The sequence below is a fragment of the Flagellimonas aequoris genome (assembly GCF_003584165.1).
In the GTDB taxonomy this organism is placed as follows: Bacteria; Bacteroidota; Bacteroidia; order Flavobacteriales; family Flavobacteriaceae; genus Flagellimonas; species Flagellimonas aequoris.
In genome coordinates this window covers 1-16,268 of sequence record NZ_QXFJ01000023.1, presented here as the reverse complement: position 1 = coordinate 16,268, position 16,268 = coordinate 1, and the positions used below count along the sequence as shown (strand labels likewise).

Annotated in this window: 9 protein-coding genes, 1 tRNA gene and 1 rRNA gene; 7 read left to right on the top strand and 4 right to left on the bottom strand. The window is 43.5% G+C overall.

Annotation, left to right across the window (positions count from 1 at the left end; genetic code table 11):
• Positions 1 to 175: 175 nt before the first annotated feature.
• Positions 176 to 1,051, top strand: coding sequence for an SDR family oxidoreductase (locus tag D2U88_RS08810; RefSeq protein WP_119639987.1), 876 nt, complete (start codon positions 176 to 178; stop codon positions 1,049 to 1,051).
• Between the two features lie 50 nt (positions 1,052 to 1,101).
• The gene (locus D2U88_RS08805) at positions 1,102 to 2,022 is read left to right on the top strand and encodes a helix-turn-helix domain-containing protein (RefSeq protein WP_119639986.1); all 921 of its coding nucleotides are present in this window, start codon (positions 1,102 to 1,104) and stop codon (positions 2,020 to 2,022) included.
• A gap of 116 nt (positions 2,023 to 2,138) precedes the next feature.
• On the opposite strand, the gene D2U88_RS08800 is transcribed toward D2U88_RS08805, so the two are convergent.
• The 4 genes from D2U88_RS08800 to D2U88_RS08785 form a co-directional block, all read right to left on the bottom strand.
• Positions 2,139 to 2,831, bottom strand: a complete 693-nt coding sequence (locus D2U88_RS08800; protein WP_119639985.1) for a TapB family protein — start codon at positions 2,829 to 2,831, stop codon at positions 2,139 to 2,141.
• Between the two features lie 16 nt (positions 2,832 to 2,847).
• Positions 2,848 to 4,164 (bottom strand): OmpA family protein, encoded by a 1,317-nt coding sequence (locus D2U88_RS08795; RefSeq protein ID WP_119639984.1) that lies wholly within the window; start codon positions 4,162 to 4,164, stop codon positions 2,848 to 2,850.
• A gap of 119 nt (positions 4,165 to 4,283) precedes the next feature.
• Positions 4,284 to 6,740: a ribonuclease HII gene (locus D2U88_RS08790; protein WP_119639983.1), complete on the bottom strand. Its 2,457-nt coding sequence runs from the start codon at positions 6,738 to 6,740 to the stop codon at positions 4,284 to 4,286.
• Positions 6,741 to 6,769: 29 nt separating this feature from the next.
• The gene (locus tag D2U88_RS08785; RefSeq protein ID WP_119639982.1) at positions 6,770 to 7,366 is read right to left on the bottom strand and encodes a ribonuclease HII; all 597 of its coding nucleotides are present in this window, start codon (positions 7,364 to 7,366) and stop codon (positions 6,770 to 6,772) included.
• Between the two features lie 232 nt (positions 7,367 to 7,598).
• Here D2U88_RS08785 and D2U88_RS08780 point away from each other — a divergent pair, with 232 nt between their 5' ends.
• The 5 genes from D2U88_RS08780 to D2U88_RS08760 all read left to right on the top strand — a co-directional run bounded on the left by D2U88_RS08780 (position 7,599) and on the right by D2U88_RS08760 (position 16,266).
• The gene (locus tag D2U88_RS08780) at positions 7,599 to 10,682 is read left to right on the top strand and encodes a SusC/RagA family TonB-linked outer membrane protein (protein ID WP_119639981.1); all 3,084 of its coding nucleotides are present in this window, start codon (positions 7,599 to 7,601) and stop codon (positions 10,680 to 10,682) included.
• A 30-nt stretch (positions 10,683 to 10,712) separates the two neighbouring features.
• A complete protein-coding gene (locus D2U88_RS08775) occupies positions 10,713 to 12,080 on the top strand; it encodes a RagB/SusD family nutrient uptake outer membrane protein (protein ID WP_235855759.1) in 1,368 nt (455 codons plus the stop codon).
• A 125-nt stretch (positions 12,081 to 12,205) separates the two neighbouring features.
• Positions 12,206 to 14,254: a putative porin gene (locus tag D2U88_RS08770; RefSeq protein WP_182859160.1), complete on the top strand. Its 2,049-nt coding sequence runs from the start codon at positions 12,206 to 12,208 to the stop codon at positions 14,252 to 14,254.
• Between the two features lie 305 nt (positions 14,255 to 14,559).
• Positions 14,560 to 16,077 (top strand): 16S ribosomal RNA (locus tag D2U88_RS08765).
• A gap of 115 nt (positions 16,078 to 16,192) precedes the next feature.
• Positions 16,193 to 16,266, top strand: a tRNA-Ile gene (locus tag D2U88_RS08760).
• Positions 16,267 to 16,268: the final 2 nt, after the last annotated feature.

Genomic DNA, 16,268 nt, shown 5'->3' with positions numbered 1-16,268 from the left:
ATTCAGTTAAAAAACCACTACACTTGTTTGATGGCGCATTCAATCCACTCAAATAATGGTCGATAATGGAGCCAAACACTGTTCTTCCCGATTTTGGTTACAACATCAATGGATTTGGTTACTTCTGGACTTTCATCAATGCTGAATTTTGTGGTATAACTTAAAGTTGAAACGAATGAAAGTATTTGTTACAGGGGCATCGGGCTTTATAGGTTCTGCGGTGGTCAAGGAGTTAATGGCTGCGGGACATCGGGTAACTGGCCTTGCCCGTAGTGAGGACTCGGCAAAAGCAATAGAGGGTGCCGGGGCCGAAGTTTTGAGAGGAAGTCTTGAAGATTTGGAAGCCTTGCAGAAAGGAGCATTATGGGCAGATGGGGTGATCCATACGGCATTCATCCATGATTTTACGCAGTATACAAAAGCGGCAGAGGTTGACAAAGCGGCCATTAATGCCATTGGAGAAGTACTGAAAGAAACCGAAAAACCGTTTGTGGTAACGGCCGGTATTCTGGGACCTCCCAAAATAGGAGGGTATGTCACGGAGGAAAGCAAAAGTCCACATGGGCCCCGGGGTTCCGAAGCTGCGGCTTTGGCTTTGGCCGCTAAAGGTGTCCATACGTCGGTAATAAGGTTGCCACCATCCGTACATGGCAAGGGAGATAAAGGTTTTATACCTTTCATCATTGGACAAGCGAAGAAAAATGGTGTGTCGGCCTATCCTTTGGACGGCAATAACCATTGGCCTGCCGTACACCGTCTTGATGCCGCAAAGTTGTTTCGTTTGGCCATCGAAAAACCGAAACAAGGTGCGTTGTACAATGCCATTGGCGATAAAGGAATTCCATTGAAGCGTATAGCTGAGCTCATTGGCAAAAAACTCGATCTTCCCGTGGTTTCCGTCAGCGATGAGAAAATTGCCCAGCATTTTGAGTGGATGGCTGGATTTATCGGCTTTGACAGTCCCGCGACCGCTTTGCAAACCCAACAACAATTGGGCTGGGAGCCTACTGGGATCGGTTTACTGCAGGATATGGACGAAAACTATTTCTAAGCTTTTGTAATTTTATATGGGATTGGGATACAATCCATAGGTTTGAATTTATGACTGCCAAAACTCCGATACATGTCAAAAGCATCAGTCAGTTTCACAAACTGAGGGGGCTGCCTTCGCCTGAGCATCCGCTCATCAGTGTAATTGACTATGCCACAATACAGACACCCCATACGGATGAAAGTGAAGGGTTGTTGTTCGATTTTTATTTGATCTCTGTAAAAAAGGGATTGGTGGGCAAGCTCAAGTACGGGCAGCAGACCTACGACCATGACGAAGGTGTCATGTCGTTTATGGCCCCGCACCAGTTATTGAAGATTGAAAGGGATAATTCCACGATCGATAAACGTTCGGGGTGGATGCTGCTCATCCATCCTGATTTTATCTGGAACACATCGTTGGCCAAGAACATAAAGCAATATGAGTTTTTCGGTTATGCCATATCAGAAGCCCTATTCCTTTCCGAAAAGGAGGAAATGGCACTGGATACCATTATTTCCAATATTAGGCAAGAATATTGGGGCAACACCGATGTATTCAGTCAAAACATCATCGTATCGCAGATTGAAACGCTGTTGAACTATTCGGAGCGTTTTTACCACCGCCAGTTCATCACCCGTAAAAAGTCGGGCACTCAGTTGTTGGGGCAGATGGAAACCATACTTGATGAATATTTCAGCAATAAGAATCAACTGGACGATGGATTGCCGACGGTGCATTACATTTCAGAGCAACTTAATATTTCGGCAGGTTATTTAAGTTCCTTGCTGAAATCGCTCACTGGGATGAACGCACAACAGCACATTCACATAAAACTGATTGAAAAGGCCAAAGAGCATTTGTCCACTACCAATCTTTCTATCAGTGAAATTGCCTATGAACTGGGATTTGAACATTCCCAAAGTTTCAGTCGCTTTTTTAAAAAGAAAACCAGTGTTTCCCCTCAGGAGTTCCGGCATTCATTCAACTGAGTAAAGGATTGCGGCTTCCATTGAAGTTTAAAGCCTAATCATTTATCGTTGTTTTGGGGCTGATATAAAAAAACCGAAGCAACGCCTCGGTTTTTCAATTTTAAAAGAGAGTAAAATTATTTGTTGAACTGTGTCAGCATGGAACTGGCCATCAGTTTGCCACTTTTGTTGTAGGATTCCTGCTTTACCATGCCCACGCCTTCCGCCAACCATACCCGCGATGGTGAGGTCTGGTTGCTCATCATCATTTTGGTCTTGGTTTCGCTATAGATTACATAACAGTCAAAAGTACCCGCTGGCGTGGTCACGCTTTCCTTTTTTTCCACTTTGCGGTTAATGGTCTCCACATTCATATTCATGTTGATGGCCCCACCCATTTTCATTTTCACGTTTACGTTACCATCGGGGAGTGCTTGCCCCACACTTAAATTGTTGGGCCATTCCACATCCGTACCGGTAATATCCATTTCCATTTCACCGAGTTGGTTCAACATCTGCTCGTTCATCAACGATTTAAAATCAACTTTTACCACATCGCCATCACAAGTAATATTGTATTCAGAGGAATAGGTATTACCTTTTTTGTCAGCAATGTCCATCACCATGGTGGCGGAAATGTTGTCCCCAGATCCGTTCACGTTGGTTACCTTATAATTGATCTTGCCTTCCTCATTGCCTTTTTTGTCGTAACTGGTGTACTCAAAATTGGCGCCATCCACCATGGGATAGTATTGACTGCAAGAGGTTTGACCAAAGGATAGGTTCAGGGCAAAAAAGGTGGTCAGGATAAATAAAAATTTCGATTTCATGATATAGTGTCTTGGTTTATAGTTTAATGAATTCTACACGGCGGTTTTGCGATTTGCCTTCGGCGGTATTGTTGTCGCCCACGGGTTCGCTTTCCCCTTTTCCTTCGGAAATCAATCGGTCCGCGGCAATACCATATACAGAGATCAAGCTGTTTTTTACTGCTTCGGCCCGATCTTTGGAAAGTTTCAGATTGTTGTCATCCGAGCCATCGGCATCGGTATGCCCCACGATTTTTAATTTGATGGCCGCATCCTGTTGAAGCACTTGTGAAATCTGACGGATGATACCCATGGATTGGGGCAAAATGGTGGCCGATCCCGAATTGAAGAGAATGCCATTGGTGGAGATTTTCCCTTCCGCCAATAACTTTCGACGAAGGTCTACACCGCCCTCATTGATTTTAAGATTGCTGATCAGCACTCGCTCCCTATTCTCTTGTTCGTCAACCCCATTGACTTTAAACTTGAGATAGTTGATCAGTTCGGGTCTTACCACAAATTGAGGAAGATCCACAATCTTGGTCTCGTTAAGCCAAAGTCGGTAGCGGTTCTTGTTCACGGCAATAGAAACGTGTACGATGTCTTGGAATACCTCTCGCAAATCACGTTGCAGGGTATTGGTAATGGGGGAGGGATCCTTGTCAAAATCATTGTCCACTTTTACTCCCACTGCTATGTACTGACAGAAATTTAAGGTGGCCATCACGTTACTTTCACTAGTGGTCAAGTTTGGGGTTTCGGAAAGATAGATTTCTAAGGTGGCCAAGGAACTGGTATTCCGGCTCAGGTTGGTTGCCTTAAGGTCAAATTCCACTGTATAATCTTCCGGAAGTTTTCGAGGTAGATTAGGTATGGTCAGGCTCTTGTTGGCAATGGCATACCACTTGTCGGATGAGCCTTCCAGATTGACTACCTCACCAGAGCCATTGGTGTTCCATTTTGCAGGGAAATCACCGATAAAATCTTGGTTGAAATCATCGTAATAAAGGGGTTTGTCACCTGGAACAAAATCAAACTTGCTGTATACTTCCAAGGTTTTGGGGCCTGCGGAAACTTTAGTTCCTGCCACAGGTGCTTCATCGGAGCCAGGATTGTTGTTTCCGGTATTTTTATTGGTGTTGGGTGCCTGTCCTTGGCCGGAGCCTGGTTCCAAAATACTGTCTAGGGCCTGATCGGTCTTTTTGGAAGCTTCTTTGTCCACCCGTTGTTCCACGGTGCGCTCCGCCGCATTTTGGGCTTTTTTGGCCAGTTTTTTAAGAAACTGCGCCTGCGTCCCGGAACCGATAAGCAAGAATAGGGTCAAACAATAGAATAGTTTGTTGGAGGTTTTCATTTTAGTGTGTTTTGGTTTGTATCGAAAAAGCAATGCTATCGAAACTATCAAAACAATGTACTCCTACTAACCGAAAATGTATGGCCTGCTCAAAGAATTGTATAGGTCGTAAGCCGAGGTCAATTCATCTTGTACACAATCAAGGAATTATCCTGATCCTTGGCCACCAATTCCAAATTTTTGTCGTTGTCCATGTCGGTAAGGTCGATCAAGGAGCTTCCAAATACCGGGAAATTGGGAATAGGTTTGGCTTGACTGTCAAAAAGATAGATTTTTTGGTTCTGGATATCGGTTACACTTACATAGATTTTGTCGTAGATATAAAAAATCTTGGGTTTGGTGTAGACCCCAAGGTCCAGTTCCACTTTTCTGCCTTTAATGGTCAGGATATTGTCGTCCATGAAAACCAAGGTGTTGCTCGTGGCATACATGCCATGATCTTTGTTCATGTTAAAATTGGTGGCCGTCAATTTCCCCTTGGTATCTATTTGATGGAGTACACCCGTTTTGTTGGTCACGGAGAATTTGTTCTTATATAGGAAGACCTCATTGTTCGAAAAATCGATTTTTTCGGCCACCTTGATTCGGTCGCTTCCGGTTCTGTGCAATATTTTAAGGGTATTGTCCTCCAGTTTGAAGACTAGATAATCTTTGTTGGCCACCCTAAAATGTTGGGGAACTCCTAAAATGTTGCTTGGGGCTTCGGTGAACTTGAATCCGCCCACAATCTTTGCTTGGTTGTTGTACATGAACACCTTCCGCCCTTGTGTGATCACAAAACGGTAATCTTTTTTGCCTTCGTAATCAAAAACGGCCAAGGGATTGAGGTTGCCACCTTCAAAATCAATCTTGAAAGGAGGTACGTCCTCACCGTTCCGATCCACGATCATAAATTGGTCGTTCGTACAAAAGGCCAACTGCAACCTTCCATTTTTGTAAATGTCCACCTGTTGGATAGGGGGTTGGATTCTGCCTTCCAGTTGTTTGGTCCATAACACTTTTCCATCTGTGGAGATAAGATACAGGACATTGTTGCGGTCCTGCACTACAATTTCTTTCTTGTTGGTCCTGTGATTGGTCACAAATTGAGGGTCTATGGCCAAGTCAGTGTCTAATTCCAAGGTGAAAAGAGGGGTAACCGTATTGTTCTCCTGAGTTTTTCCGATCTTGGAAACCAAAATATTGAAATGGGCAAAATCATGGTCCGCTACCAATTGCGATGCAAAACTGTGTTCATCCAAGTCAGCTTTTTTAATGGACTGGAACACTTCGGGGGCAAGGTCTTTCTCCGCAAAATAATCGATGCCCGAGGCGTCCGAGACAAAAAGTACACTGGACTCACTCGCCAGTGGAGCCTTGGCAGTCGTATATACGGGTGCATTGGCAAAGGATGATGTGCTTTTATAGTTGCTGATGATGGTCTGGAGTGTTTCTTTGTCCTGTGCATAGACAAAGCTGTTTTCCAGTATAGTACAATAGTTGGATGCGAAGTCACGAACCAAAGGCGTAAAACTGGTTTCTATGAATTTCTTGTCAGGGAGTTCCATGATTTCGCTTCCTTGGTAGGTTTCAGTACCCGTTTTGTTGGCATCCATGTAATTGTATAGACTTTCGGTGCCATAAGAACTCAGGAGTACGGCTTTTTGGTTGTTCAAATACATGACCCCGATTTCTTCTATGGTGTTGAATAGGGTGTCCACTGGTTTTATCCTATCCAAATAGGTGTTTTGGTTCTTGGCGAAAACTTGATAATCATCAAAAGTGTACGAAATAATGGCTTGGGCATTTAGGGGTGAAAATAGTGGAGTTTTGTTGGTCAATGGGGAAGTGCCCTTGAACAGGTTGATGAAATTTTTAGTGGAATCAGGTGCCATGGCGATGCCCGTGAGGCTGACCTGGTCGGAATTTGCGGTAAAATCGAGAGAAACCCATTCAGCCAGTGGACTTTTGTTTTTGTTGACTTCTTTGGTCATGGATAGCACGGATGGCGTGGTTGCCAGATTCATGAACAAAGTGGCCGATTTGTTTCCGGAGGAAGCTTCGTACAATTTCTTTAAAGTGGGGTCTATGGGATTGGCCTCTTTGGTACGGACCATGTTTTCCACAAGCAGATTGGACGAGCTAAAAACGATTTCTTTTTCCCGGGATAGACTGAACACGGAAATATCATCCAAACTGTACTTGGTAATTTGGGCATTCTGATAGGTCAAGGTTTCAACCGTCTTATTGGCGATATCCTCCACATTGAAAAGACCTGGGGATTTTTTGGCGATCAGAACAAAGTCGTAGTTGTCCTTCCCAACCTCGTACAGGGCCAACAAACATGTGGACTCCGTTGAAAGGGATTCAAGTCCATTGAGTTTATTAAGGATATCCGTTAAATTGGAAAGCCCCTTCATTTTTTCCAAAAAGCCGTTGTTTTTCAACTCGCTCTTAAAATTGGTGAGGTTGTTGATCTTAACAATGAGTGAGGGGTTGGGTGGCAACTGGTCCAATAAGGTGGTCTTGATCTTTACCTCTTTAGTACATGATACAATTAAAAGGGTGAGCAAACAGAAGAGGATCTTGTATCTCATTGTTGAAGTTTGAAACAAAGTTAGGATTTTTAAATATCCAGTGTCAATTGTTCTGGGAGTTGCCTAAAGCTTTTTCTGTGGTATTTGGTCAAGCCGTATTGCTTGATGGCCTCCCGGTGCTCCTTAGTGGGGTATCCCTTGTTCTTTTTCCAGTTATACATGGGGAACTCCTCATGGATTTTTGCCATGTACTCGTCCCTGTGGGTTTTGGCCAAGACAGATGCAGCGGCAATGCTCATGTATTTTGAATCACCTTTTACAATGCATTCATGGTCAATGTTCGGATATGGTTTGAAACGATTACCATCCACCAAGATAAAAGCAGGGGGCTGTGTCATGGAATCCAAGGCGCGATGCATGGCCAGAATAGAGGCGTTCAAGATGTTGATTTCATCAATCTCATCTTGAAAAACATGGCAGACACCAAAGGTAACCGATTCATTTTCTAGGATGGGCCTAAGAAAGTCCCTTTTGATTTCGGATAACTGCTTGGAATCGTTCAGAATATCGTTTTCAAAGTACTCAGGCAGAATAATGGCTGCTGCGGTAACTGGTCCGGCAAGACATCCACGGCCCGCTTCGTCCGTTCCGGCTTCAAAAATATCCTTATAACAAGACTTTAACATGGTCGAAAAAATTTTAACATCACAATTGTTAAAATAGATTTTAAAGTTAAATAAATGTGAAATAAATTCCTACGTAATACATAATCAGTTGATTATATTTTGTGGGATTGTTAAAGTTAACAAAACTTAACTCAAAGAACTGTTAAGTTGACCTTTGTGGAGCATGTTAATTATTTTGAATCTCTAGTTTTTATCTGGATTTTTAGCCTTGCTAATTCAAAAAAAGTAGTACATGAGAACTAAATTTATGTACATGCTCGTGCCATTTTTGGTGTTATGCATGTCCTTCTCTTTTGCACAAGAGAAAACAATTTCGGGTAATGTAACGGACCAACAAGGTCTCCCATTGCCAGGTGTATCCATTATCGTGGTCGGAACCTCCAATGGTACACAGACTGATTTTGATGGGAACTATTCCATCAATGCTTCAACTGGAGATGTGTTGCGCTTCAGTTATGTCGGCCAAAAAACAGTCGAGAGGACTGTTGGGGCTTCCACCAGCATGAACGTTATAATGGAAGAGGATGCCCAAGCCTTGGAAGAGGTTATCGTAATGGGGTACGCAACAAAATCCAAGGCAGATGTAACTGGTTCTACTGTTCAATTGGATTCAAAACAGATTGAACAGATTCCTGTTGCTACGGTAGATCAAGCTTTACAAGGTAAAGTTGCAGGTCTTTCTATTACAGGGGATTCCGGTACTCCCGGTTCAACCACTGATATTCGTATTAGGGGTATCAGTTCCATTACCGCTGGAAACGACCCACTATATGTGATTGATGGGGTTCCTATGAACAATCCCAATATATCTGCCACTACATCTGGTTCCTCGCTATCTGCACTGGCGAGTATAAACAGTAATAACATCGAGAGTATAACTGTATTGAAAGATGCATCTGCAACTGCAGCCTATGGTGCAAGGGGTGCCAATGGTGTAATCGTAATTACCACAAAAAGTGGTAAAGCCGGTAAAACAAAATTCAATTTTAACTCTTACTATGGTTTTGCCAATGATGCAATTGATGGACCTACCCCATTAACTGGTGCGGAAAGGGAAATGTTGTTCTATGAAGCTGTTTACAACAGTTTTGGCGAAACCTATGGTTTGAACAATGTTGAAGAGGCAGGCGCATTTGCCAGAGCTAATACTTCATATGGTGCGGCTTACCAAGCATGGAGGGACGCTGGAAGCCCTGAAACCAATTGGGCCGATTTGATCACCAATAAAAATGCAGTCTTGAAGGAATACAACTTCTCGGCCACTGGAGGTGATGAAACTTCCAATTTCTATGCTTCACTAGGTTATTTCAAGCAGGAAGCCACCGTAATCGGGTCAGAATTCGATAGGATTTCCGGAGCTTTAAACTTTACTAAGGATTTTTCTGATAAATTCACCTTTAGCTCTAACAATACTGCGTCTTATTCAAATCAGGATGGATTGCTGGAAAATAGTGCCTATTTTTCCTCTCCACGCGCAGTGAAATATTTTATGCCGTCGACGGATCAAGCTTATAATGCAGATGGAACGATCAACTTGGACACATCTTTGCCTAACCCTCTATGGATAGCCCAAGAAGATATTGATGATTCCAAGATTACAAGGATTATAACCAATAATTCTTTGCGTTGGGAAACACCAATTAAAAATTTGGCGTTTACAACTAGAGCCAACATAGATTACATTGCCTATAATTACAAGCGATATAGAAATCCAATTAGTGGTGATGGTGATGGTTCCAATGGATATGGTTGGCAGGCAAGCAGGAATTATACAACCTATGTTTTCCAAAACTCTTTGGATTATTCATTCAATCTTGGAGAGGACCATCAATTTGATGTAAAGGTGCTTCAGGAGTGGCAAAAGAACAGAAATTATTACCTAGAGGCTGATGCCGATAACTTTAGCGATGTTGGCTTGACGAATTTGAATTCAGCGGGTAATCCCACTACTGCCAATTCAACTTTCACGGACTGGTCGGTAGCATCTTATTTGGGTGTTGTAAACTACAGTGCATTCAATAGTAAGTATGTATTAAATGGTACATACAGAAGAGAGGGTAGCTCAAGATTTGCCAAAGACAACAGATGGGGTAATTTCTGGTCTATTGGTGCTGCTTGGAACATGCACAAAGAAGGTTTCATGGCAGGAGCAGAATTCATCAACAACTTGAAACTTAGAGCATCCTATGGTGTTACAGGTAACGCAGCAATCGCTCTTAATAGTTATCAGGCACTGTTGAATTTTGACTCTGACTACAATGGGGAAGGCGCATCTTATCCAGGTTCTTTCGGTAATAACGATCTTTCTTGGGAGACTTCAAACACCTTGGATTTAGGTATCGATTTTGGTTTATTCCAGAATAGGGTATCTGGGTCTTTTGCCTACTATAACAGGGAATCCAAAGATTTGTTGTTGAACGTTCCATTGTCGCTTACAACTGGTTTCTCGTCCCAAACGAGGAATATTGGTCGAATGGAAAACAAAGGTTTCGAGGTTGAAGTCAACTTTGATATAATTAGATCTGAGGATTTCAATCTTTCCATTGGAGGAAATGTAGCTACCAATGAGAATGAAGTATTGGAACTGGCTAAGGATCTTAACGGGGAAGAGATTAATATTTCTACCGATATAGATAGAGTTGAGTCCGGCCACCCGGTATATGCATGGTATATGCCTACGTGGGCAGGGGTTAATTCTGATACTGGAAATGAGGAATGGTACATTAATGGTGTGGATGGTGAGACTACAACAAATTTTAATGAAGCGGAAAGGGTATTCCAAGGCGGAAGTGCTTTGCCAAAAATCACTTCTGGTATGAATATCCATGTAGATGTCAAGGGATTCTTTGTTGATGCCAACGGTTATTATGCCGGTGGGCACAAAGTATACGAAGGATGGCATCGATATACCCAAGGTACGGATTTGTACCCTACTGCATTGTATCAAGGTTACAATACTTTGTTGGATAGGTGGCAACAACCAGGTGACGAAGCGCGCTTTGGTAAGTTCGAATATACTGGTAGGCCATGGCAGCGACACTCTAAGTTTCTATATGATGGCGATTATTTTAGGTTGAAAAACTTGACTATTGGATATGACTTTAACTCCAAGTTTACGGACCTGTTGAAAATAGAGAGCCTAAGAGTGTTTGTTAGAGGTACAAACTTGCTTACCTGGGTAAAAGACGATAATTTAAAATACGACCCAGAGAATATTGATTTGAGTGGATTGAGCGATGGCACGAACAGAGGTCAGACCGTATTGACAACTCCACCAGTCAAGTCTGTAGTTTTGGGTGTTAATCTAAATTTTTAAAAAAAGATGAAAAGGATAAAATTATTATTAATGTCTCTGATGGTGGTATTGGCAGCTAGCTGCACCACAGAGGACTTGGATCCCGCTTTGGATCAGAATAAAGATGCGAACGGAGGAATTACCGATGTGGATAACCTTTATGCGGTTATCAAAGGGGCATACAGTAGAATGACAGCTTCCGGATACTACGGAAGAGACCTTATTATTACTAATGAGGTACGGACAGATAATTGCTTTTCCAATGGAAACTCAGGTAGGTTTACCACGCAAGCAGGTTTTGCGTATTCTAATACCACTGGCTTTTTTTGGGATGAGGCTTATGCCGTGATATCCAGCGCCAATCTGGTTATAAATACTGATTTGACCGGTTTGGAGGGTGATATGGATTATGGTAGACATTTACAAGGAGAAGCTTACGCCATTAGGGCTCTTGTACATTTTGATCTTTTAAAGCAATATGGACAAATACATGTTACTGGAGGCACCAACCCTGGAGGCATACCCTATGTGACTTCATATTTGAGCAATGAGTCTTCCCAAGAAGAGCTGTTCCCTCCAAGGAACACTGTAGAAGAGGTAAGGGCAAAGATTTTTGAGGATTTGGATATGGCTTATGATTTGATGGAGGATACCGGAGATACAAATTTCTTCTCAAAATATGCTGCAAAGGCTTTGGAAGCTAGAGTGGCCGTATATTTTGAAATGTGGGACAGGGCAGTTGATGCAGCTGAGGATGTAATCGATAATGGCGGATACTCAATTGTCCCAGCTGAAAACTACGTAGCTTCTTTTGGAAGTGATGGAGGTAGTAATATTATCTTTGAGTTGGAGTTCAATTCAACGGATAATCAAGGAATCAATGGCCTGGCTTATATCTATAGGACCACAGGTGGAGGTAGCTATGGAGATGTTCAGGTACTTGACGAAGTGGCCGATATATTTGAACCCACCGATGTACGTGGTCTGTTAGATGGAGAAAACGGTATTTTGGGATACGAAGGCGATATGCTGAGGAATATGGGTAAATATCCTGATAATCAAGGCTATGACAATGTTGCTCTGTTAAGGTATGAAGAGTTGATATTGAATTATGCAGAGGCGTTGATGGAAACAGGTGGTGATGCCCTTACTCAGCTTAATAAAATCCCTGCAAATAGAGGTGCTTCTTTGTATACAGAGGCTACTAAGGAAAATATCCTTTTGGAAAGAAGGAAGGAGCTGATGTTTGAAGGTTTCCGTTATGATGATTTGTTGAGAACTGGAAGTGACATTGAGAAAACCTCCATTCAACAGAATTTTGCTGCAACAATACCTTACGGTGATAGCAGATTGGCATGGGCTATTCCATTGGCGGAAATGGATGCTAACTCTAATATGGTCCAAAATAAAGGTTACTAGTTAGAGGCTATTTTAGGATAGCTCTAAAACATTAAGCCCCCAATTTTGGGGGCTTTTTTATGGGGTAACTTTTCACATTTCTTTAGAAACAAAACTTTTTACCTTTGCCAGACCAAAACCGTGGAATGAGATTTTTAATTTTTGTACTACTCCTTTTTCTTGGCAATGCCATTTTTGCGCAACAGGATTCCTTGCCGCCAACAAAGGAGACGGACTCTTTGAAAATTGAGACTAAAGATACTTTGAGTCCTAAAAGACCGGATTCCATATCCAAGGATTCCAGTTTTATTGCAAAAAAAGGTCGAATGGCCCGAGCACTAAAGCCTAAAAGGGACTCGGTTACCATAAAGGATTACAAGATTGTTTCGTATCTCAGGGATACCACGTATTTGGATACTACACTTACCATACGAAAGGAATATAAGTACAACTATTTACGGACGGATGATTTTGAACTGATGCCCTTTGCCAATATGGGGCAGCAGTATAATGAACTGGGAAAGGATTTTTCATATGTACCCTACTATCCGCGGATCGGTGCTACGGCAAAGAATTATGGGTATGCAGAAAAAGAGGATATCAAATACTACAATGTACCTACCCCGATGACAGAACTTATGTTCAAGACTACCATGGAACAGGGTCAGTTTTTGGATGCCCTGCTTACGTTCAACCTATCAAGGAGGTTCAATGCTTCTGTTGCCTATACCGGATTTAGGTCATTGGGAAAATATAGGTACGAACAAGCTCAGGACGGAAAGTTTCGGGTAACCTTCAATTATGTTACCGAAAATGGACGGTATGACATCCGCGGTCATATCGCTGCACAGGAACTGGAAGATGAAGAAAGTGGTGGGTTGGAAGACAGAAGTCAATTTGAGGACGATGTGACGGGAGATTTTCAGGATAGGGCCAAAATAGACCTCTTGTACACCAATGCGGGCAACAGAATTTTGGGCAAGCGCTATTTCTTGGACCAGCGGTTCAAATTGGTCAACCATAAAAAGGATTCCACGGATCTAGATCCTATTTCGTTGGCTATTGGTCATGAATTCAGTTATGAGACCAAAATGTACGACTTTGAGCAATTGAAACAGAACGATGCTTTAGGGGAAGACCCATTTTTGGTGCCCATAGAAGATAGGGCCCGATTGAAGACCATGTTCAATAAAGGGAGTATTGAGTTTTCCAATAGGACTTTGGGACGATTAACGGGGAATGTGAGCCTGTTCAATTACGATTACTATTTCAATAGTATTTTGATTACCGAAGAAGGTACCATCCAGAATAGGTTGCAAGGGGAAGAAATTTCCGTTGGAGGATCCTATTACAATAAGATCGGTCCCCTTTCCCTTAAGGGAAATATCAACTATACCGTTTCAGGAGACCTTACCGGTAATAATTTTGATGTCATGGCAAGTTATAGGCTCAATGAAAGCAATACGGTTATAGGGGCCATACATGCATCTTCCCGCATGCCGGATTTTAACTATCTGCTCTACCAAAGTGATTACAGGAACTTTAACTGGCAAAACAATGACACTTTTGAAAATATAAGGACCCAGAACATCAAATTCGGATTGGACTCTAAATGGTTGGGGCTATTGGAGGCCGAGTATAGTGCCATTGAAAATTATACCTATTTCGCTTCCACGGCCACCCAAGAGCAGATAGATAGTGCACAGGAAACGGCATTTGTGAAGCCTTTCCAAGAGTCGTCAACGATCAATCACTTAAAGGTAAAATATACCAAGGAGCTGAAATGGGGTAAATGGGCCCTCATGAATACCGTAATGTATCAGGATGTTACCCAGAACAACCAAGTGCTTAATTTACCGCAAGTGGTCACTAGGAATACCCTATACTTTTCAAGTGATGTGTTCAAAAAGGCCATGTTTTTGCAGACAGGCGTAACCTTTAAATATTTCACGTCTTATAATATGAATGCCTACAACCCATTGCTGGGGGAATTCTATATTCAAAACAATGAAGAATTTGGGGGATATCCCTTGTTGGATGTTTTTATCAATGCCAAAGTGAGGCAAACACGGATTTATTTTAAGGCGGAACATTTAAATTCCATCTTTTCACAGCCCAATTACTACTCGGCACCGAACTATCCTTATCGCGATTTTGTAATCAGGTTTGGACTCGTCTGGAATTTTTTCTCATAATTTTTTAGAGGAAAATTTTTGGATGGATATTGAAAAACAAGTGATTATGATTTTGTCATTTTTTTTCGAAAAAAAATATCCAAAAACATTTTGCGGAGTCGGGATAACGTTCTTATATTTGCACCCGCTTAGCTGATGAGGCAGGGCGTTTTCGAGAGGGGGATTGGTCGAGTGGCCGATTTTTTTTTCGGGAAAAACAAGAAGAAGTTCATATACATATTGTAACGACAGCGTAAAGAGAATAAGAACCATTTTGATGCGGGGGCCCGGATATTTCCGGGTGTCGGACAGACATTCAAGGAAATACAATGAAGAGTTTGATCCTGGCTCAGGATGAACGCTAGCGGCAGGCCTAACACATGCAAGTCGAGGGGTAGAGGGTGCTTGCACCCTTGAGACCGGCGCACGGGTGCGGAACGCGTATGGAACCTGCCCCTGTCAGGGGAATAGCCCAGGGAAACTTGGATTAATGCCCCATGGTATCGGGACATCGCATGATGACCTGATTAAAGATTTATCGGACAGGGATGGCCATGCGTACCATTAGCTAGTTGGTAAGGTAACGGCTTACCAAGGCAACGATGGTTAGGGGCCCTGAGAGGGGGATCCCCCACACTGGTACTGAGACACGGACCAGACTCCTACGGGAGGCAGCAGTGAGGAATATTGGACAATGGTCGGAAGACTGATCCAGCCATGCCGCGTGCAGGATGACGGCCCTATGGGTTGTAAACTGCTTTTATACGGGAAGAAACCCACCTACGTGTAGGTGGCTGACGGTACCGTAAGAATAAGGACCGGCTAACTCCGTGCCAGCAGCCGCGGTAATACGGAGGGTCCGAGCGTTATCCGGAATCATTGGGTTTAAAGGGTCCGTAGGCGGGCCTGTAAGTCAGGGGTGAAAGTTTGTGGCTCAACCATAAAATTGCCTTTGATACTGCAGGTCTTGAGTCATGGTGGGGTTGCCGGAACATGTGGTGTAGCGGTGAAATGCATAGATATCACATAGAACACCGATCGCGAAGGCAGGTGACCAACCATGTACTGACGCTGATGGACGAAAGCGTGGGTAGCGAACGGGATTAGATACCCCGGTAGTCCACGCCGTAAACGATGGATACTAGCTGTGGGGCATTCGTGCTCCGTGGCCAAGCGAAAGTGATAAGTATCCCACCTGGGGAGTACGTTCGCAAGAATGAAACTCAAAGGAATTGACGGGGGCCCGCACAAGCGGTGGAGCATGTGGTTTAATTCGATGATACGCGAGGAACCTTACCAGGGCTTAAATGCAGGCTGCATGGGGTGGAGACATCCCTTTCTTCGGACTGCCTGCAAGGTGCTGCATGGTTGTCGTCAGCTCGTGCCGTGAGGTGTCAGGTTAAGTCCTATAACGAGCGCAACCCCTGCCGTTAGTTGCCAGCATGTAAAGATGGGGACTCTAACGGGACTGCCGGTGCAAACCGTGAGGAAGGTGGGGACGACGTCAAATCATCACGGCCCTTACGTCCTGGGCCACACACGTGCTACAATGGCCGGTACAGAGGGAAGCCACCCCGCAAGGGGGCGCGGATCTATAAAACCGGTCACAGTTCGGATCGGGGTCTGCAACTCGACCCCGTGAAGCTGGAATCGCTAGTAATCGGATATCAGCCATGATCCGGTGAATACGTTCCCGGGCCTTGTACACACCGCCCGTCAAGCCATGGAAGCCGGGAGTGCCTGAAGTCCGTCACCGCAAGGAGCGGCCTAGGGCAAAATCGGTAACTAGGGCTAAGTCGTAACAAGGTAGCCGTACCGGAAGGTGCGGCTGGAACACCTCCTTTCTAGAGAAAGAGACGCCCGGAGGTTGTTCGGGCCCCGCACGAGGTGGTCCTTTACCTTTATGCTGTCGTTCACAATATGTTTTTTTGATATACTGGCGAATTTTTAGGCCAAGACAGTCTCATAGCTCAGCTGGTTAGAGCGCTACACTGATAATGTAGAGGTCGGCAGTTCGAGTCTGCCTGAGACTACG